Origin of the sequence: Streptomyces flaveolus (assembly GCF_014648815.1) — a bacterium.
GTDB lineage: Bacteria > Actinomycetota > Actinomycetes > Streptomycetales > Streptomycetaceae > Streptomyces > Streptomyces flaveolus.
Window position 1 is genome coordinate 61,048 of sequence record NZ_BMRV01000009.1, and the last position, 19,242, is coordinate 80,289.

Genomic DNA, 19,242 nt, shown 5'->3' on the forward strand with positions numbered 1-19,242 from the left:
CCGCATGGAATGGGCGGTGGGTGCCGGCGTCCGCCCGGCGCACCCCACCGCCCTGTGTGCTCAGTGTCCGGTCACTGACCGGCGAACTTGCCGCTGACCGCGTCGTACACGCCCTTGGCCTCCTCGCCCAGCCGCGGGCCGGCCAGCCAGCCGGCCGTCACCGGGCCGATCGAGGTGTTGGACACGAGCGCCGGCTTGCCGTCGGAGCCCGCCGCGACCCAGCCGCCGCCGGACGAACCGCCGGTCATGGTGCAGCCGATCCGGTACATCGTCGGCTCCGCGGTGTTCAGCGACAGCCGGCCCGGCTTGTCCGCGCACTGGAAGAGCTTCTGTCCGTCGTACGGCGGCGCGGCCGGGTAACCGGTCGCGGTGATGCTCTCGACCTGCGGCACGGCGGGCGCCTTGAAGTCCACCGGCAGCGCGGATCCGACCGTCTCCTCCAGCGACTTGCCGTTGCTGCCCTTCTCCGGCGTCACATGGATGACAGCGAAGTCGTAGGAGGCGCCGTCGCCGCCCGTCGCGCCGCCCTGCTCGATCCACTGGTCCGAGGTCTGCGCCCAGTCACCCCACCACACGCCGAAGGGAGCGACCTCCTCCTTCGTCGCGTTCTCCAGCTCCGCGGTCGACTTGCCGGAGTCGTTGTACGACGGCACGAAGGCGATGTTGCGGTACCAGCCGCCCTTCTTGCCCGCGTGCACGCAGTGGCCCGCCGTCCACACCATGTTCGACTTGCCGGGATGCGCCGGGTCCTGCACGACCGTCGCCGAGCAGACCATGGTGCCCTCGGGGGAGTCGAAGAACACCTTGCCCGCCGTGGCGGCGTTCTCGTGGTACGACGGCGGCACGGCCTCGGCCTGCACCGGCTGCGGCTCCGGGTCGGTGACTCCCTGGTCACCGGAGATGTCGCTGTCGTCGACACCCTTGTCCGGCTCCTCGGCGTCCCGCATGCGGTCCGGGTCCCAGAGGTCCTCGATGATCGGGTTGACGTAGTCCTGCGCCTCGCGCAGCCAGTCGTCCTTGTTCCAGTTCTTCCAGGCGCCGTTCTTCCACTCGTCGACGTCGATCCCGTGTTCCTTGAGCTTGTCCTTGATGTGATCCGGGATCCTGATCTCACCGTTGCCGCCGTCCGCCGTGGACGCGGAGGCCGAGGCGTCGCCGCCCGCCTCGGCGTCGCCCGACTCACAGGCGGTGGCGGTGAGCACGAGTGCGGAGACGAGTGCCACGGCGGCCGGCAAGGGGGAGGTTCTGCGCCGCCCGCCCCTGTGCCCGCGGGTGGTGAACGACGGCCGTATGGATCGCATGGTGTTGACTCCCCCTGCTGTGAACGAGTGGTGCTGCGGCCGCGCTTCTCGCCGAACCCGAGTCGGGTCCGTGAGGCCGGCACGGCGTCCTGGAACGGCACCACACACTATGCGGTCGCTGTGGGGGAGTTCCGACGGAACGGCAACGGTTACGTCACGGCAAGGATCTTGAGGCAACCCGTAACCCCGTGAACGGCCGGGGGTTGGTAGCGGTGGGGGGCCTGCTGTCCGGACGCGGTCCCCGTGCCGAGGGCGGCGACGAGGGCGACAGGATGCGCGACTCGCCTCTGGACAGCGGGAGGACAGGGAGCCGTGGCGGAGACCGCGTACGGGGAGTTGGCGTCCGAGTGCGGGAGCGCCGGCGGGGAGCGCCCCCAGGGCGGGGCGACCGCGCGGGTGAGCGCCGCCGAGGGCCCACCGAAGCGACAGACGGCGCGCGAGTCCGCGGCCCGTACGTACGCGCGCGCCCTGCCGGTCGTGCCGGTCCGGGCGCGGGGTCTCACCATCGAGGGGGCGGACGGCCGGCGTTACCTGGACTGCGTCTCGGGCGCCGGGACGCTGGCCCTGGGGCACAACCACCCGGTTGTGCTGGAGGCCATCCGCAAGGTGCTCGAGTCCGGCGCCCCGCTGCAGGTCATGAACCTCACCACCCCGGTGGAGGACGCCTTCGTCACCGAGTTGCTGCACACCCTGCCCCCCGGCCTGGCCGCCCACGCGCGCGTGCGGTTCTGCGGACCGGCCGGCACGGACGCGGTCGCCGCCGCCGTCGGACTCGTCCGCGACGCCACCGGACGGAACCGGGTCCTCACCTTCACCGATGCCGACCACGCCCCGGCAACCGACCAGTTCGCCGTACCGGGTGACGTCGGCGGCGCACGGCTCGTACGGCTGCCGTACCCGCAGGACCACCGCTGCCCCCTCGGCGTCGGTGGTGAGCGCGGCGCCGAACTCGCCGCCCGCCGGACCGAGTCCGTGCTGGACGACCGGCGGGCGGGGCAGGCGCCGCCCGCCGGGCTGATCCTCGAACCGGTGCACGGCGGGGACGGGGTGGTGCCCGCCCCCGACGCCTGGATGCGGCGCATGCGGCGGATCACGGCCGAGCGGTCCGTGCCCCTGATCGCCGACGAGACCGAGACGGGAGTCGGACGGACCGGAGCCTTCTGGGCCGTGGAGCACAGCGGGATCACCCCCGACGTCCTCGTCCTCTCCAAGGCGATCGGCGGCAGCCTGCCGCTGGCCGCGGTAGTCCACCACGAGGACCTGCACATGGGGGACTTCGGTGCCGGTACCTTCCGCGGCAACCAACTCGCCCTGGCCGCGGGCGCGGCGACCCTCGCCCACGTCCGCAGGCACCGGCTCGCCGAGCACGCCGGCGCCCTGGGTGCACGCGTGCTGGCCCGCCTGCGGGGCCTGGCCGAGGAGTTCCCCTGCGTCGGCGACGTGCGCGGGCGGGGACTGATGATCGGGATCGAGCTGGTGGCGGCGGACGGCGAGCACGACGCCACCGCACCCCGCCCCGCCGCCCCCGAGACCGCCGCCGCCGTCCAGCGGGAGTGCCTGCGCCGCGGGCTCATCGTGGACCGCGCGGGCCCGTCCGCGAGCGTCGTACGGCTGCTGCCGCCGCTGACCATCACCGAGGAACAGGCGACGGCGGTACTGGACCGGCTGGCCGACGCGGTCCAGGCGGTGGCCGCGACCCCGCCACCCCGCACCGGTCATGCCCCGTCCCCCCGACCGGGCGCTCCACGCTGAACCCCGCCGCCCACGACGCCGCCCGACACAGCACGTCACCGAGGACCCGCGTTGCACACCACCCCCGCACCCGAACCCACCGCCTCCCTCCCCGCGCCGCCGGGCCACACGGACCTGGGGAGCCCTGACCACTCTGCTCCCGCGCGTCCGGCGCCGGATCGCCCGGGCCCGGGTGACGCTGATCCGCACAGCACCGCCCAGACCGCCGCCGTGGAGAACCTGCTGCGCTGCTGGACCCGCGAGACCGGCCTGCCGGCGCCCGACGACGGCCTCCTGCGCATTCCGCTGCCCGCCAGCGGCACCGCCCTGGTCGTCCCCGTCCCCTACTGGTCCCCGACCGGCCGGCACCGCTTCGGCCCCCCGCGCCTGGCCGGCGCCCCCGCGTCCGCGCCGCCGGTGGACGCGGTGACGGTCGCCGCGCTCCTCGCGCGGGAGACGGCCGGGGCGGCGGGCACCCACACGGCCGGGGGAGCGGGCACCCACGGCACCGATCTCGTCGCGCGCGTGGCCGATTCCGCCCGCCGTACCGCCGTCTTCCTCCGCGACCGCCGGGAACGCCCCGGCGACGGACCCGACCTCTTCCTCGCCGCCGAACAGGCCCTCCTCCTCGGGCACCCCCTCCACCCCACCCCGAAGAGCCGCGAGGGGCTCACCGACGCCGAGGCCCTGCTGTACTCACCCGAAGTGCGGGGTTCCTTCCCGCTGCACTGGCTGGCCGTCGCGCCCTCCGTACTCGCCACCGACTCGGCCTGGACCGAGGGCGGGCGCCCGGTCGACGCGCCCACGCTCACCGCACGCCTCGCCGGAACGGACCTGGCACTGCCGGACGGCCACGCGGCCCTGCCCCTGCACCCCTGGCAGTTCCGCGAGGTACGGCACCGGCCCGGGACCCGGGCCCTGCTGGACGCCGGACTGCTGCGTGACCTCGGCCCCCACGGCGACCCCTGGCACCCGACATCCTCCCTGCGTACCGTCCACCGCAGCGGTGCGCCCGCCATGCTCAAGCTGTCCCTGGCGCTGCACATCACCAACTCCCGCCGGGAGAACCTCCGCAAGGAGCTCCACCGCGGCGTCGAGGTCCACCGTCTGCTGCGCGCCGGCCTGTCCCGGCGGTGGCGGGCCGCGCACCCGGACTTCGACATCGTCCGCGACCCGGCCTGGATCGCCGTCGACGCACCGGACGGCACGCCCGTGCAGGGGCTCGACGTGGTCATCCGGCACAACCCGTTCCGCCCCTCGGACGACGTCTCCTGCGTCGCCGCACTCGTCGCGCCCGGCCTGCCCCGCCCGGCCGACGGCGCGGGCGGGATCGGCCCCGCCGCGAGCTCCCGGCTCGGCGGGATCGTCACCCGTCTCGCCAGGCGGACCGGCCGACCGCGCGGCGCGGTCGCCGCCGAGTGGTTCCTGCGGTACCTCGAACACGTCGTCCGCCCCGTGCTGTGGCTGGACGCGGAGGCCGGCATCGCCCTGGAGGCCCACCAGCAGAACACGCTCCTCCTGCTGGACGCCGACGGCTGGCCCGCCGGCGGCCGCTACCGCGACAACCAGGGCTACTACTTCCGCGAGTCCCGCCGCGCGGAACTGGACGGCCGGCTGGCCGGCATCGGCACCCGCAGCGACACGTTCGTCTCCGACGAGGTCACCGACGAGCGCTTCGCCTACTACCTCGCCATCAACAACGTGTTCGGTCTCGTCGGAGCTTTCGGCTCCCAGGGCCTCGCCGACGAACGGCTGCTGCTCGCCGCCTTCCGCGGCTTCCTCGGCCGGCTCGCCTCGGGCCCCGCCCCGCTGCGCAGTGCTCTGCCCGCCCGGCTGCTCGACTCGCCCGTACTGCGCTGCAAGGCCAACCTGCTGACCCGCCTGCACGGCCTCGACGAACTCGTCGGCCCGGTCGACACCCAGTCCGTCTACGTCACGATCACCAACCCCCTGCACCCCTGAGCACCCGACGACCACGCCCGACCCCGCCTCCCGAAAGGAGCGACACCGTGGCTTCCACCGACGCACGCGCCGACGCCGGCACCGCCCCCGCCGCACCCGGCACCGACCCGGAGCCCGGCACGGACACGGACACGGACGGGGACGACACCCTGGACCTGCACCTGCCCGAGGAGTTCGTCACCCTCTTCCAGGGACCGCCGGCCGGCCTCTGCCCGGACTCGCCCACCGGCGACGACCTGCTCGACCGCGTCGCCGCCTGGGGCCCGACCGCCACCCCCGAGGGCCTGTTCCAGCTGGTGCCCGTCCATGTCGAACAGGACGCCGCGCTCATCAGCCGCTGGATGAACGACCCCGCCGTCGCCGCCTTCTGGGAGCTGACCGGCCCGCAGAGCGTCACCGAGGACCACGTGCGGGCCCAGCTCACCGGCGACGGACGCAGCGTTCCGTGCCTCGGCCTGCTGGAGGGGACGCCGATGAGCTACTGGGAGATCTACCGGGCCGACCTCGACCCGCTGGCCCGGTACTGTCCCGTCCGGCCGCACGACACGGGCGTCCACCTCCTCATCGGCGACGGCGCCGACCGCGGGCGGGGCCTCGGCACCACCCTGATCAGGGCCGTGGCCGACCTCGTCCTCGACAGGCGGCCAGGCTGCACGCGCGTCCTCGCCGAACCCGACGTGCGCAACACGGCGTCCGTCGCGGCGTTCCGGGGCGCCGGATTCCAGCTCGCCGCCGAGGTCGACCTGCCCACCAAGCGCGCCGCCCTCATGGTCCGGGACCGGTGCGCGCGAGAGCTGCCCTAGGCCCGCACCACCCGTCCCCGCCCGCCGAGGAGCCCACCCTTGCCCCCGCCGTCCCTGCTTCCTCTTCCGTCCCCGCTCCCCGCCGCCGTCACCCGTTTGTCAGTGCCGGGCCGTAGGGTGGTCGGGCTATGACGAAGCCCTCACTCCCCGAACTCCTGCACGCCGCCGTCGCCGCCGTCGGCGGCACGGAGCGTCCCGGCCAGGTGGCCATGGCCGAAGCCGTCGCGGAAGCGATCGACGGCGGCTCCCATCTGCTGGTCCAGGCCGGCACCGGCACCGGCAAGTCGCTCGGCTACCTGGTGCCCGCGCTGGCGCACGGGGAGCGCGTCGTCGTGGCCACCGCCACGCTGGCCCTGCAGCGCCAGCTGGTGGAGCGGGACCTGCCGCGCACGGTCGACGCCCTGCACCCCCAGCTGCGCCGCCGCCCGGAGTTCGCGATGCTCAAGGGCCGGTCGAACTACCTGTGTCTGCACCGACTCCACGAGGGCGTCCCGCAGGACGAGGAGGAGGGCCTGTTCGACCAGTTCGAGGCCGCCGCCCCCACCAGCAAGCTGGGCCAGGACCTGCTGCGGATGCGGGACTGGGCGGACGAGACGGAGACGGGCGACCGCGACGACCTCACGCCCGGCGTCTCCGACCGGGCCTGGTCGCAGGTGTCGGTGTCCTCACGGGAATGCCTGGGCGCCTCGAAGTGCGCCTACGGTGCGGAGTGCTTCGCGGAGATGGCCCGGGAGCGCGCCAAGCTCTCCGAGGTCGTCGTCACCAACCACGCGCTGCTCGCGATCGACGCCATCGAGGGCGCGCCGGTGCTGCCGCAGCACGAGGTGCTCATCGTCGACGAGGCGCACGAGCTGGTCTCCCGGGTCACCGGGGTGGCCACCGGCGAGCTCACCCCCGGCCAGGTCAACCGGGCGGTGCGGCGGGCCGCGAAGCTCGTCAACGAGAAGGCCGCCGACCAGCTCCAGACGGCCGCGGAGGGCTTCGAGCGGCTGATGGAGCTGGCCCTGCCGGGCCGGCTGGAGGAGATCCCGGAGGACCTCGGCTACGCCCTGATGGCGCTGCGCGACGCCTGCCGTACGGTCATCTCCGCGATCGGCACCACCCGGGACAAGTCCGTGCAGGACGAGGACGCGGTCCGCAAGCAGGCGCTGGCCTCGGTGGAGTCCGTCCACGACGTGGCGGAGCGGATCACGAACGGCTCGGAGTGGGACGTCGTCTGGTACGAGCGGCACGACCGCTTCGGCGCCTCCCTGCGCGTCGCCCCGATGTCCGTGTCCGGCCTGCTGCGCGAGAAGCTGTTCACCGACCGCTCCGTCGTGCTGACCTCGGCGACGCTGAAGCTCGGCGGCGACTTCAACGGCGTCGGCGCCTCCCTCGGCCTCTCGCCCGAGGGCACGGAGGGCGACGACGTGCCCCAGTGGAAGGGCGTCGACGTCGGCTCGCCCTTCGACTACCGCAGGCAGGGCATCCTGTACGTCGCCAAGCACCTGGCGCGGCCCGCGCGGGACGGCGACCGCGGCGACATGCTCGACGAGCTGACGGAGCTGATCCAGGCGGCCGGCGGTCGCACGCTGGGCCTGTTCTCCTCGATGCGGGCGGCCCAGCTGGCCGCCGAGGAGCTGCGCTCCCGCATCCCCGAGTACCCGATCCTCCTCCAGGGCGAGGAGACGCTCGGCGAGCTGATCAAGAATTTCGCCGCCGATCCCAAGACCTGTCTGTTCGGCACGCTGTCCCTGTGGCAGGGCGTGGATGTCCCCGGCCCCAGCTGCCAGCTGGTCGTCATGGACAAGATCCCGTTCCCGCGCCCCGACGATCCGCTGATGAGCGCCCGCCAGAAGGCGGTCGAGGAGGCCGGCGGCAATGGCTTCATGGCGGTCGCCGCCACGCATGCCGCGCTGCTCATGGCACAGGGCGCCGGCCGTCTCGTCCGGGCGTCGGGCGACCGCGGTGTGGTCGCCGTACTGGACCAGCGGCTGGCCACGGCCCGGTACGGGAGCTATCTGAAGGCGTCGCTGCCCGACTTCTGGTTCACCACGGACCGCAACCAGGTGCGCAAGTCGCTGGCCGCCATCGACGCGGCGGCGCGGCAGACGGAAGGCGGCTGAGGGAGCCCGGACAGCGCGGGGCCCCGGAACCGGCGCAGAGGTTCCGGGGCCCGGTCGGGGCGGCGGGTCGCTGTCGTGCAGGATCCGCCCGGCGTGGCGCTCAGACGCGACGCAGTACGGCCACCACCTTGCCGAGGATGGTCGCGTCGTCACCGGGGATGGGCTCGTAGGCCGAGTTGTGCGGGAGGAGCCAGACGTGCCCGTCCTCGCGCTTGAAGCGCTTGACGGTGGCCTCGCCGTCGAGCATCGCGGCCACGATGTCGCCGTTCTCGGCGACCGGCTGGCGGCGGACCGTGACCCAGTCGCCGTCGCAGATGGCGGCCTCGATCATCGAGTCGCCGACGACCTTCAGCACGAAGAGCTCGCCGTCACCGACCAGCTGCCGGGGCAGGGGGAAGACGTCCTCCACGGACTCCTCGGCGAGGATCGGGCCACCGGCCGCGATGCGTCCGACGAGCGGGACGTACGACGCGGCGGGCTTGCCGGCGGTGTCCGTGGGCTGCACGGAGGCGGCCTGGTCGGAGCCGCGCACCTCGTAGGCCCGCGGGCGGTGCGGGTCGCGGCGCAGGAAGCCCTTGCGCTCCAGTGCCATCAGCTGGTGCGCGACGGAGGAGGTGCTGGAAAGACCGACGGCCTGGCCGATCTCCCGCATCGACGGCGGGTAGCCACGCCGCTGCACGGAGTCCCTGATGACTTCGATCACCCTGCGCTGCCGATCGGTCAGTCCGGAGCTGTCCGCCCGGATGCCGGGAGGTCGGCCCGGCAAAGAGCGCTTCGGCCCCTCGCCAAGCGTGGCGTCGCTCATCGCATGCACCGGCTCAGGTCGGCCCTGGGGGCGGTCCTGGGCAGTGATCGCGGCACTGTCGGCGGTGGTGGTCACGTCGGCCCCTCTCGATGGTCTCCCTGCAGCACAACGGTAGTAGCTTTCGAAAGGTTGCGCCAAACACACGTTCGAGTGAAAAAACGCGAATCGACCGCCCGGAGAAGAAATCTGGGTGTATGGCTATCGCGGTGCCCGACGGACAAAAGCGCTCATTGCTGTACTCTTCACCGCCGGGTGGCGACCTCGCAGGTTGTCGCCCCAGTCTGCCATCAGGCATCCCGCCCGACGGGGACCGGTGCCCCATCTGTGCGGTAGTCCCACGGCCCCTCCTCGCGGCGCCCACCGTATCTCCGCATGCGCCGGGGCGGTACGGGCGCGCCCGGGCGTATCCCCGCACCTCGGGGGCATGCGGCTCCTTGTACGCACGGGCGCGACACGCGTGCAGTGCGTGAATTCTGGGGCCAAGTCCCACATCTAGTGGTTGGATTGCGCAAGCGGCCCACAAGTTGTGTTCCCCCGGGTCTTCGAGCCCTCCGGGATCGCCTATGCTGGGGGCTGCTTCGAGGGGCCTGAAGGGCCTCGTGAGGCTATTCGAGTCTGCTGTGAGGAGGGTTGGGAGTTCATGCACTGCCCCTTCTGCAGGCACCCCGACAGCCGCGTCGTCGACAGTCGTACGACCGACGACGGCACGTCGATCCGCAGGCGCCGCCAGTGCCCCGACTGCTCCCGTCGTTTCACGACCGTGGAGACGTGCTCGCTCATGGTGGTGAAGCGGTCCGGGGTCACCGAGCCGTTCAGCCGCATCAAGATCATCAACGGTGTGCGCAAGGCCTGCCAGGGCCGGCCCGTCACCGAGGACGCGCTCGCCCAGCTCGGCCAGCGGGTCGAGGAGGCGGTGCGGGCCACCGGAAGCGCCGAGCTGACCACCCACGACGTGGGGCTGGCCATACTCGGCCCGTTGCAGGAGCTCGACCTCGTCGCCTATCTGCGGTTCGCCTCGGTCTACCGGGCGTTCGACTCGCTCGAGGACTTCGAGGCCGCGATCGCGGAGCTGAGGGAGGCGACGGGGCATCCCGGCGATGACGGCGACGAGGCCGGCGCGGGGAGCCAGGAAGACGACCGCGGGTCCACGGGGACGGCACACGTCCCCGAGCCCGCAGGCGCCGCCGACTGACCGGCGGGCCGGATCCGGACCCACGGTCCGGGCCCGGCCGGTCGGCGGCGAGTGAGAAAAGACCTGTTGCGGGCGGAGCCAGAGGTGCCCGCAACACCAGACAGAACACCGTGCCACGGGAACAATCGCGGCACTTCAGGGCGTTTTCGCCCGTACAGGGAGGCGGCATGACAGAGACGGCGAGCGGTCCGGCACGGAGCTCCCGCGCCAAGGGCACCAAGGCGGGCAAGGGACTCCGTGTCGAGCGCGTCCACACCACTCCCGGGGTCCACCCCTACGACGAGGTGACCTGGGAGCGTCGTGACGTCGTCATGACCAACTGGCGCGACGGCTCGGTCAACTTCGAGCAGCGCGGCGTCGAGTTCCCCGACTTCTGGTCGGTGAACGCGGTCAACATCGTCACCAGCAAGTACTTCCGCGGTGCCGTCGGCACCCCGCAGCGCGAGACCGGCCTCAAGCAGCTGATCGACCGCATCGTGAAGACGTACCGGAAGGCCGGTGAGGACCACAAGTACTTCGCCTCGCCCGCCGACGCCGAGATCTTCGAGCACGAGCTGGCCTACGCCCTCCTGCACCAGATCTTCAGCTTCAACAGCCCGGTCTGGTTCAACGTCGGCACGCCCCAGCCGCAGCAGGTCTCCGCCTGCTTCATCCTGTCCGTCGACGACTCCATGGAGTCGATCCTCGACTGGTACAAGGAAGAGGGCATGATCTTCAAGGGCGGCTCCGGTGCCGGCCTGAACCTCTCCCGGATCCGCTCCTCCAAGGAGCTGCTCTCCTCCGGCGGCAACGCCTCCGGCCCGGTCTCCTTCATGCGCGGCGCCGACGCCTCCGCCGGCACCATCAAGTCCGGTGGTGCCACCCGCCGCGCCGCCAAGATGGTCATCCTCGACGTCGACCACCCCGACGTGGAGAACTTCATCGAGACCAAGGTCAAGGAAGAGGAGAAGATCCGCGCCCTGCGCGACGCGGGCTTCGACATGGACCTGGGCGGCGACGACATCACGTCCGTCCAGTACCAGAACGCCAACAACTCGGTCCGCGTGAACGACGAGTTCATGAAGGCGGTCGAGCAGGGCGGCAAGTTCGGCCTGCGGGCCCGGATGACCGGCGAGGTCATCGAGGAGATCGAGGCCAAGTCCCTCTTCCGCAAGATGGCCGAGGCGGCCTGGGCCTGCGCCGACCCGGGCATCCAGTACGACGACACGATCAACCACTGGCACACCTGCCCGGAGTCCGGCCGGATCAACGGCTCGAACCCCTGCAGCGAGTACATGCACCTGGACAACACGTCCTGCAACCTGGCCTCGCTGAACCTGATGAAGTTCCTCAAGGACGACGGCCTGGGCAACCAGTCCTTCGAGACCGAGCGCTTCCAGAAGGTCGTCGAGCTGGTCATCACCGCGATGGACATCTCGATCTGCTTCGCGGACTTCCCGACCCAGAAGATCGGCGAGAACACCCGCGCCTTCCGCCAGCTCGGCATCGGCTACGCCAACCTCGGCGCCCTGCTGATGGCCACCGGCCACGCCTACGACTCCGACGGCGGCCGCGCCCTCGCCGGCGCCATCACCTCCCTGATGACGGGCACGGCCTACCGCCGCTCCGCCGAGCTCGCCGCGGTCGTCGGCCCGTACGACGGTTACGCCCGCAACGCGGACGCCCACCAGCGCGTCATGAAGCAGCACTCCGACGCCAACGGCACCGCCGTGCGCATGGACGACCTGGACACCCCGGTGTGGGCCGCCGCCACCGAGGCCTGGCAGGACGTGCTGCGCCTCGGCGAGAAGAACGGTTTCCGTAACTCGCAGGCGTCCGTGCTCGCCCCGACCGGCACCATCGGTCTGGCCATGTCCTGTGACACCACCGGTGTCGAGCCCGACCTCGCCCTGGTCAAGTTCAAGAAGCTGGTCGGCGGCGGCTCGATGCAGATCGTCAACGGCACCGTGCCGCAGGCCCTGCGCCGCCTGGGTTACCAGGAGGAGCAGATCGAGGCGATCGTCGCCCACATCGCCGAGAACGGCAACGTGATCGACGCCCCGGGTCTCAAGCCCGAGCACTACGAGGTGTTCGACTGCGCCATGGGCGAGCGTGCCATCTCCCCGATGGGCCACGTCCGCATGATGGCCGCGATCCAGCCGTGGATCTCCGGCGCCATCTCCAAGACGGTCAACATGCCGGAGACGGCGACCGTCGAGGAGGTCGAGGAGATCTACTACGAGGCCTGGAAGCTCGGCGTCAAGGCGCTCGCGATCTACCGGGACAACTGCAAGGTCGGCCAGCCGCTCTCCGCGAAGACCAAGGAGAAGGAGAAGGCCGAGGTCACCGAGAAGGCCGAGGAGACGATCCGCGCCGCGGTCGAGAAGGTGGTCGAGTACCGCCCGGTCCGCAAGCGCCTCCCGAAGGGCCGTCCCGGCATCACCACGTCCTTCACGGTCGGTGGCGCCGAGGGCTACATGACCGCCAACTCCTACCCGGACGACGGTCTCGGCGAGGTCTTCCTGAAGATGTCCAAGCAGGGCTCGACTCTCGCGGGCATGATGGACGCCTTCTCCATCGCGGTGTCCGTCGGCCTCCAGTACGGCGTGCCGCTGGAGACGTACGTCTCGAAGTTCACCAACATGCGCTTCGAGCCGGCCGGTATGACGGACGACCCGGACGTGCGGATGGCGCAGTCGATCGTCGACTACATCTTCCGCCGCCTGGCGCTGGACTTCCTGCCCTTCGAGACCCGCTCCGCCCTCGGCATCCACTCCGCCGAGGAGCGCCAGCGGCACCTGGAGACGGGTTCGTACGAGCCGTCCGACGACGAGGTCGACGTCGAGGGCCTCGCCCAGTCGGCGCCGCGCGCCCAGGAGCTGAAGGCCGTCGCCACGCCGAAGGCCGAGGTCGAGGTGGCCAAGCCCGCTCCCAAGCAGGCGCACACCAGCGCCGAGCTGGTGGAGATGCAGCTGGGCATCCAGGCCGACGCCCCGCTGTGCTTCTCCTGCGGCACGAAGATGCAGCGGGCCGGTTCCTGCTACATCTGCGAGGGCTGCGGCTCGACCAGCGGCTGCAGCTGATCGGTAGGACCCCATGAGTGAGGGGCGCCGGCCCATGGCCGGCGCCCCTCACTCATGCCCCCGGGATCAGGGCCTGCGGGCCGCGCCCATGGTGCCGGTGAACGTCGCCGGGTCGCCCTCGAAGCCGTGGACACCGGCGCGGAACTCCCACGCCCCCGTCTCGTCCCGGACGAACTCCGCGACCGTCGCCGCCGTCGCGGCCGGAACACCGCCGAAGCCGTCCTCGGCCAGCACGGTGTAGCCCTCCCGGATGCGCAGTCCCGGATTGGTCACGCCGCCGAAGGTCCGGCGCCCGTCGCGCTGCTGGATCACGACTCCGACGACCACGCGCGCGTACCGGGCGTCGAGCCGCTCCAGCTCCAGCGTCATGACCTCGTCGTAGCCGAAGCCCTTGCCGTCCTTGCTGTCCCGGTTCAGATAGATCGTGCCGTCGGGGGAGCGGCTGTCGAAGTGCACCACGTACGAGGGATCGCCGTACGGATCGCCCGCCGGGTACGTTCCCGCGACGACGTCCAGGTCGGCGGGTGGCTGTCCCGCCGGACTCGGGTCCCAACGCAGCGCGACCTCGACCTTGCGGATCCCCTTGCTGAGGCCGTTCACAGACTTTCCCCTTCCCCGGTCCTGCTTGCCCCGCCACCCCAACTGCCGAACGGTGTCGGCCGGTTGCCCATCCTGCCATGTGCCCGAGGGCGACAGCGGAAGAGCGGTCCGCCGGAGAGTGACCGATGCCACGTTCCCTGGCCTTACCATGGCGCGGTGCTGGTCAAGTGGATTCGCTGCACCGTGGTCGACCGCCGCGGCTTCGAGCGCGGGCAGCGGAAGTGGGCGGGGCTTCCGGGGGAGCCGGGTTTTCGGGGGCAGGGGGGTGGCTGGAGCCGGGGACGGCCGGACGTGGCCCACGTGTTCGCCTTCTGGGAGAGCAGGGCCTTCTACGACTCCTTCATGGCGCGCTCGCACGACCGGCTCGCCTCGGCCCAGGTGGGCACCTTCAAGGACGCCCAGGTCAGGCTCTTCGACCACCGCTTCGACGTGAAGACCGGGTTCGAACCCCGTTTCACGGACGCCGACCTGCTGCGCGTGGCACTGTGCCGTGCCCACGAGGACCGGGCCGAGCACTACGTGCTGATGCAGGAGAAGGTCTGGAACCCCGCGATGGCCGGCTCGCCCGGCATGATCCGCGGGCTGTTCGGCGAGGCGCCCGGCAACGAGTACCTGGTGCTGTCGATGTGGCGGTCGGCCGCCGAGCACGGCAAGTACCGCGCCGAGAGGGTGGAGCGGCTGGCCCTGCGCGCCCAGACGGAGGCCGACGTCGCGGCCCTCACGGGGGACATCGTGCAGCTCGAACCTTCCTGGACCGTGTGACCTACGCCGTACGGGGCAGGTAGGAGTCCTCGGTTCCGCGTTTCACGATCTAGGGTTCTGGCATGGCACGACCACGGCGCATCGTTCTTGTCCGGCACGGCGAGTCGACGGGCAACGTCGATGACACCGTGTACGAGCGCGAACCCGACCACGCGCTCGCCCTGACCGAGCAGGGCTGGGCGGAGGCCGAGGAGACGGGCAAGGGGCTGCGCGAGATGTTCGGCCGCGAGCGCGTCAGCGTGTACGTCTCCCCGTACCGCCGCACGCACGAGACGCTGCGCGCCTTCCACCTCGACCCCGAGCTCATACGCATACGGGAGGAGCCCCGGCTGCGCGAGCAGGACTGGGGGAACTGGCAGGACCGCGACGACGTACGTCTGCAGAAGGCCTACCGCGACGCCTACGGCCACTTCTTCTACCGTTTCGCGCAGGGCGAGTCCGGCGCCGACGTCTACGACCGGGTCGGCGGCTTCCTGGAGAGCCTGTTCCGCAGTTTCGAGGACCCCGACCATCCGCCGAACGTCCTCCTGGTCACGCACGGACTGGCGATGCGCCTGTTCTGCATGCGGTGGTTCCACTGGACCGTCGCGGAGTTCGAGTCGCTGTCGAACCCCGGGAACGGCGAGGTCCGGATGCTCGTTCTGGGCGAGGACGGCAAGTACACCCTGGACCGGCCCTTCGTACGCTGGCGGGATCCGGAACCGTACGGGATCACGGGATAAGGTGGCAGGGCGATGACCGCTCATTCATCTCCTGACGGGCGCCTGGACAGGGCCCTGGCCAGCCTGCGCGGACTGTCGGTGGGGGACGCGCTGGGCTCACAGTTCTTCGTGCCCGCGAACTACCCGCTGCTCAAGCGCCGGGAGCTGCCGCCGGGGATCTGGCAGTGGACCGACGACACCGAGATGGCCGCCTCCGTGGTCACCGTCCTGGCCGCCCACCGCCGCATCGACCAGGACGCCCTGGCACAGTCCTTCGCCGAGCACCACGACTTCGACCGCGGCTACGGCCCGGCGGTCAACCGGCTGCTGCGGCTGGTCCGGGAGGGCGGGGACTGGCGCGAGCTCGCCGCCGCCCTCTTCAACGGCCAGGGCTCCTGGGGCAACGGTGCCGCGATGCGCATCGCGCCCCTGGGCGCCTGGTACGCGGACGACCCGGAGCAGGCGACGCACCAGGCCGAGATCTCGGCCTACCCCACGCATCAGCACCGCGAGGCGGTGGTCGGCGCCATGGCGGTCGCCGCCGCCGCCGCGCTGGCCGCGTCGGCCGGCGGTCCGCCCGGGCCGCACGCGCTCCTCGACGGGGTGATCGCCCTGGTGCCGAAGAGTGCCGTCGGCGCCGGGCTGCGCCGCGCCCGGGACATGCTCGACTACGGCGACGCGGCCACCGTCGCGGCCGTACTGGGCTGCGGCAGGCGCACGACCGCCCACGACACGGTCCCCTTCGCGCTGTGGTCCGCCGCGCGGGCCCTCGGCGACTACGAGCACGCCTTCTGGACGACCGCCCAGGTCGGCGGGGACATGGACACGACCTGCGCGATCGTGGGCGGGGTGGTCGCCGCCTCCGGCCGGGCGGGCGCGCCGCCGGCCGACTGGGTGAGCCGGACCGAGGCGCTGCCGAGCTGGACGGCCGGCGCGGACACGTCGGCCGGATGACTCGTCGGCCACTGCCCCGCCGATCGGCGATGCAGTGGCCGGAAGGTGATGCCTGACGCCCGTCCGTAGGGGCTTGCGGGCCGCGGCCGGCCCAGCCGCGCCGGTCAGCCCATCCCGGGCCCGGCCGTGCCGGACAGGGCCTCCAGGTCGCTCTTGCGGACCCGGATCACCAGCCACGCCGTGCCCAGGGCGAGTACCGCCATCGCGGCGGCGGGGATGAAGGCCGCCGAGATGCCCTCGGCCAGCACCTCGTGCGCCCAGGGAGCGGGCAGTTGGTGGGTCCTGGCGAACTCCGCCTTCTGCTCCGGCGAGCTGTTGGCGAGGAAGTCCGGCACCACCTTGGCCGCCTCGTCCCTGCTGGCCGTGCCGAACACGGTCGTCAGGATGGCCAGACCGATCGATCCGCCCACCTGCTGCATCGCGTTGAGCAGCCCGGACGCCGCGCCGGCCTCGTGCTGGGCGACTCCGGAGACCGCGGTGAGCGTCAGCGTCACGAAGTTCAGGCCCATGCCGAAGCCGAAGATCAGCATCGGGCCGAGCACGCCGCCCACGTAGGAGCTGTCGGAGCTGATCAGGGCCTGCCAGCCCAGTCCGAGCGCCGCGAGCGCCGAGCCCACGAGCATGAACGGCTTGGGGCCGAACACGGGCAGGAAGCGCTGCGACAGACCCGCACCGATCGCGATCACGACCGTGACCGGCAGGAAGGCGAGACCGGCCTGGATCGGGGTGTAGCCCAGGACGTTCTGGACGAACAGCACGATGTAGAAGAACATGCCGAACATCGCCGCGGCCAGGCACAGCATGATCACGTAGGTGCCGGAGCGGTTGCGGTCGGCGAACATCTTCAGGGGGGTGATCGGTTCCTTGGCCCGCGACTCGATGAGTATGAAGGCCAGCAGCAGCACCGCCGCCGCCGCGAAGGACCCGATGGTGAGGGTGTCCCGCCAGCCCTCGTCCGCGGCGCGGATGAAGCCGTAGACGAGGGACGCCATGCCTGCCGTCGAGGTCACCGCCCCGGCGATGTCGAAGCGTCCGGAGTGCCGCTCGGACTCGCTGATGTAGAGCGGGGTCAGCACGGCGATCAGGATGCCGATCGGCACGTTGACGAAGAGCACCCAGCGCCAGTCGAGCCACTCGGTGAGCATGCCGCCCGCCAGCAGGCCGATGGCGCCGCCGCCCGCGGAGACCGCCGCGAAGACGCCGAAGGCCCGGTTCCGCTCCGGTCCTTCCGGAAAGGTGGTCGTGATGAGCGCCAGCGACGTGGGCGACGCGATCGCGCCCCCCACACCCTGCAGGACGCGCGCCGCCAGCAACTGCCAGGGCTCCTGGGCGAAGCCGCCGAGCAGGGAGGCGAAGGTGAACAGCAGGATGCCGGTCATGAAGACCCGGCGCCGGCCGAGGATGTCCCCGGCCCGGCCGCCGAGCAGCAGCAGACCGCCGAAGGTGAGCGTGTAGGCACTGACGACCCACGTGAGGTCGGTGGTGCTGAATGCGAGTGCCTCTTGAATGTGCGGGAGCGCGATGTTCACAATCGTCGCGTCGAGTACCACCATGAGTTGGCAGGCCGCGATGACCGTCAGCGCGATGCCGGGATGACCTTCCCGGCGGGCGGCTCCCGGCTTCTGGTCTTTGATCAAGGAAGAGGTCGTCACTATGTGTCCCCCACGAATGACTTAGTGAACGGTCGCGTTCACTGTTGCGTCAACGGTAGTGACTCCCCGACAGTGAACGCAAGCGTTCACTCATGTCGTTGTCGCGTGTCCCTGTCCCCCGTTGTGGGCGCGCGCCGCGTCTCCGTCCCCCGAAAACCGCTTCTTGCTTCCTGGAGACCCTCGAATGGTTGCTTCGCACTGGGCCGCCTCCGCCCAGACGCCCTCCCGCCGGCGCGGCGCGGTCCTCGAACGCGCGATCCTGGACGCCGCGCTGGAACAGCTCGGCACCGTCGGCTGGAACGGCCTGACGATGGAGGGTGTGGCCGCCGGTGCCCAGACGGGCAAGGCTGCGGTCTACCGCCGCTGGCCGTCCAAGGAGGACCTCGTTGCGGACGCCCTGCGGTCCGGGCTGCCGAGCTATGACAACGTGCCCGACCTCGGGAGCGTGCGCGACGATCTTCTCGCGCTGTGCCGGCGAGCGCGCGACGCGATGTTCTCGCGTCCCGGGTTCGCCCTGCGAGCAGTCCTTCACGAATGCGACACGATGCAGGCGGAGCGCTTCCACGCGGTGATCTTCGAAGGGGTCATCGAGCCGACCATCAAGATGCTCCAAGAGGTCATCACTCGGGGAATCGAGCGCGGAGAGGTGCGCGAGGAGGCGGCCAACGGCTACGTCTTCGACGCCGTACCGGCGATGATGATGTATCGAGCGAAGGTTTGCGGAAGTGAATGGACGGATCGGGAGGTCGAGGAGATGATCGACCGGCTGATGGTCCCGCTGCTGCGGCCCGAGGGCGCCTGATCCCCGGCTCCGAGGGGTCCGGCGCCGTTCGGGGAACCGGGGTGTCACCGGGGGTCCGGGGCGGCGTAGGCTAAGGGCGCCATGCCGTACGAACCACCTACTCACACCGTCGAGCGCTCTCTCCGCGCCACGACCGGAGCCAAGATCATCGCCGGTGTCGACGAGGTGGGGCGCGGTGCGTGGGCCGGTCCGGTCACCGTCTGCGCGGCGATCACCGGACTGCGTCGGCCCCCGGCGGGCCTCACCGACTCCAAGCTGCTCACCGTCAAGCGGCGGACCGAGCTAGCCGCGGAGCTGCGGGGCTGGGTGACCTCCTACGCCCTGGGGCACGCCTCCCCGGAGGAGATCGACGCACTGGGGATGACCGCGGCGCTGCGACTGGCCGCGGTGCGTGCCCTGGAGGCCCTGCCGGTCCGGCCCGACGCCGTCATCCTCGACGGCAAGCACGACTATCTCGGGGCGCCCTGGCGGGTCCGTACGGTGATCAAGGGTGACCAGTCGTGCGTGGCGGTCGCGGCGGCTTCGGTGCTCGCCAAGGTCCAGCGCGACAAAATGATGGCCGAACTGGGTATCGACCATGCAGACTTCGGTTTTGCGGACAACGCCGGGTATCCGTCGCCCGTGCACAAGGCCGCACTGGCGGAGCGGGGTCCCACCCCGTACCACCGGTTGTCGTGGGCGTATCTTGATGCGCTGCCCCGGTGGCGGCACCTCAAGAAGGTCCGCAACTGGGTGGACGGAAGCGTTCCGGAGATCGAGGGCCAGCTCGGCTTCGACTTCTGACGATTCCGCTCGCAGGCATGCGCCACC

15 protein-coding genes are annotated in these 19,242 nt (G+C 71.4%); 11 read left to right on the forward strand and 4 right to left on the reverse strand.

Going from position 1 to position 19,242, the window contains the following annotated elements:
• Positions 1–71 precede the first annotated feature (71 nt).
• Entirely contained in the window at positions 72–1,301 is a 1,230-nt protein-coding gene (locus IEZ05_RS21400; protein ID WP_189231803.1) for a trypsin-like serine peptidase, read from the reverse strand.
• Positions 1,302–1,613: 312 nt separating this feature from the next.
• Between IEZ05_RS21400 and IEZ05_RS21405 the strand changes: the two genes are divergently transcribed.
• The 4 genes from IEZ05_RS21405 to IEZ05_RS21420 all read left to right on the forward strand — a co-directional run bounded on the left by IEZ05_RS21405 (position 1,614) and on the right by IEZ05_RS21420 (position 7,902).
• On the forward strand, positions 1,614–3,053 hold the full coding sequence (locus tag IEZ05_RS21405; protein WP_373298820.1) for an aminotransferase class III-fold pyridoxal phosphate-dependent enzyme: 1,440 nt from the start codon (positions 1,614–1,616) through the stop codon (positions 3,051–3,053).
• A 51-nt stretch (positions 3,054–3,104) separates the two neighbouring features.
• Entirely contained in the window at positions 3,105–4,994 is a 1,890-nt protein-coding gene (locus IEZ05_RS21410) for an IucA/IucC family protein (RefSeq protein WP_189231804.1), read from the forward strand.
• A gap of 47 nt (positions 4,995–5,041) precedes the next feature.
• Positions 5,042–5,797, forward strand: a complete 756-nt coding sequence (locus IEZ05_RS21415) for a GNAT family N-acetyltransferase (protein WP_189231805.1) — start codon at positions 5,042–5,044, stop codon at positions 5,795–5,797.
• Between the two features lie 128 nt (positions 5,798–5,925).
• Entirely contained in the window at positions 5,926–7,902 is a 1,977-nt protein-coding gene (locus IEZ05_RS21420; protein ID WP_189231806.1) for an ATP-dependent DNA helicase, read from the forward strand.
• A 100-nt stretch (positions 7,903–8,002) separates the two neighbouring features.
• Here IEZ05_RS21420 and lexA read toward each other — a convergent pair whose 3' ends face one another.
• A complete protein-coding gene (gene lexA, locus IEZ05_RS21425) occupies positions 8,003–8,782 on the reverse strand; it encodes a transcriptional repressor LexA (RefSeq protein WP_189231807.1) in 780 nt (259 codons plus the stop codon).
• Between the two features lie 565 nt (positions 8,783–9,347).
• Here lexA and nrdR point away from each other — a divergent pair.
• Positions 9,348–9,899: a transcriptional regulator NrdR gene (nrdR, locus tag IEZ05_RS21430; RefSeq protein ID WP_189231808.1), complete on the forward strand. Its 552-nt coding sequence runs from the start codon at positions 9,348–9,350 to the stop codon at positions 9,897–9,899.
• A gap of 167 nt (positions 9,900–10,066) precedes the next feature.
• Positions 10,067–12,961 (forward strand): vitamin B12-dependent ribonucleotide reductase, encoded by a 2,895-nt coding sequence (locus IEZ05_RS21435; protein WP_189231809.1) that lies wholly within the window; start codon positions 10,067–10,069, stop codon positions 12,959–12,961.
• A 66-nt stretch (positions 12,962–13,027) separates the two neighbouring features.
• On the opposite strand, the gene IEZ05_RS21440 is transcribed toward IEZ05_RS21435, so the two are convergent.
• Positions 13,028–13,561, reverse strand: a complete 534-nt coding sequence (locus IEZ05_RS21440; protein WP_189231810.1) for a TerD family protein — start codon at positions 13,559–13,561, stop codon at positions 13,028–13,030.
• Between the two features lie 156 nt (positions 13,562–13,717).
• Between IEZ05_RS21440 and IEZ05_RS21445 the strand changes: the two genes are divergently transcribed.
• The 3 genes from IEZ05_RS21445 to IEZ05_RS21455 all read left to right on the forward strand — a co-directional run bounded on the left by IEZ05_RS21445 (position 13,718) and on the right by IEZ05_RS21455 (position 15,978).
• Positions 13,718–14,323: a YdbC family protein gene (locus IEZ05_RS21445; RefSeq protein ID WP_189231811.1), complete on the forward strand. Its 606-nt coding sequence runs from the start codon at positions 13,718–13,720 to the stop codon at positions 14,321–14,323.
• Positions 14,324–14,385: 62 nt separating this feature from the next.
• Positions 14,386–15,045 carry a histidine phosphatase family protein gene (locus IEZ05_RS21450; RefSeq protein WP_189231812.1) on the forward strand — a complete coding sequence of 220 codons (660 nt, stop codon included), beginning with the start codon at positions 14,386–14,388 and terminating at the stop codon, positions 15,043–15,045.
• 12 nt (positions 15,046–15,057) lie between these two features.
• Positions 15,058–15,978 (forward strand): ADP-ribosylglycohydrolase family protein, encoded by a 921-nt coding sequence (locus IEZ05_RS21455; RefSeq protein ID WP_189231813.1) that lies wholly within the window; start codon positions 15,058–15,060, stop codon positions 15,976–15,978.
• A 104-nt stretch (positions 15,979–16,082) separates the two neighbouring features.
• Here the strand turns inward: IEZ05_RS21455 and IEZ05_RS21460 are convergent, their stop codons facing one another.
• Entirely contained in the window at positions 16,083–17,630 is a 1,548-nt protein-coding gene (locus tag IEZ05_RS21460) for an MFS transporter (protein WP_189231814.1), read from the reverse strand.
• 184 nt (positions 17,631–17,814) lie between these two features.
• On the opposite strand from IEZ05_RS21460, the gene IEZ05_RS21465 reads away from it, so the two are divergent.
• Both IEZ05_RS21465 and IEZ05_RS21470 read left to right on the forward strand, forming a co-directional pair.
• Positions 17,815–18,432, forward strand: coding sequence for a TetR/AcrR family transcriptional regulator (locus tag IEZ05_RS21465; RefSeq protein ID WP_189231815.1), 618 nt, complete (start codon positions 17,815–17,817; stop codon positions 18,430–18,432).
• Positions 18,433–18,513: 81 nt separating this feature from the next.
• Positions 18,514–19,215: a ribonuclease HII gene (locus IEZ05_RS21470; protein WP_189231816.1), complete on the forward strand. Its 702-nt coding sequence runs from the start codon at positions 18,514–18,516 to the stop codon at positions 19,213–19,215.
• Positions 19,216–19,242: the final 27 nt, after the last annotated feature.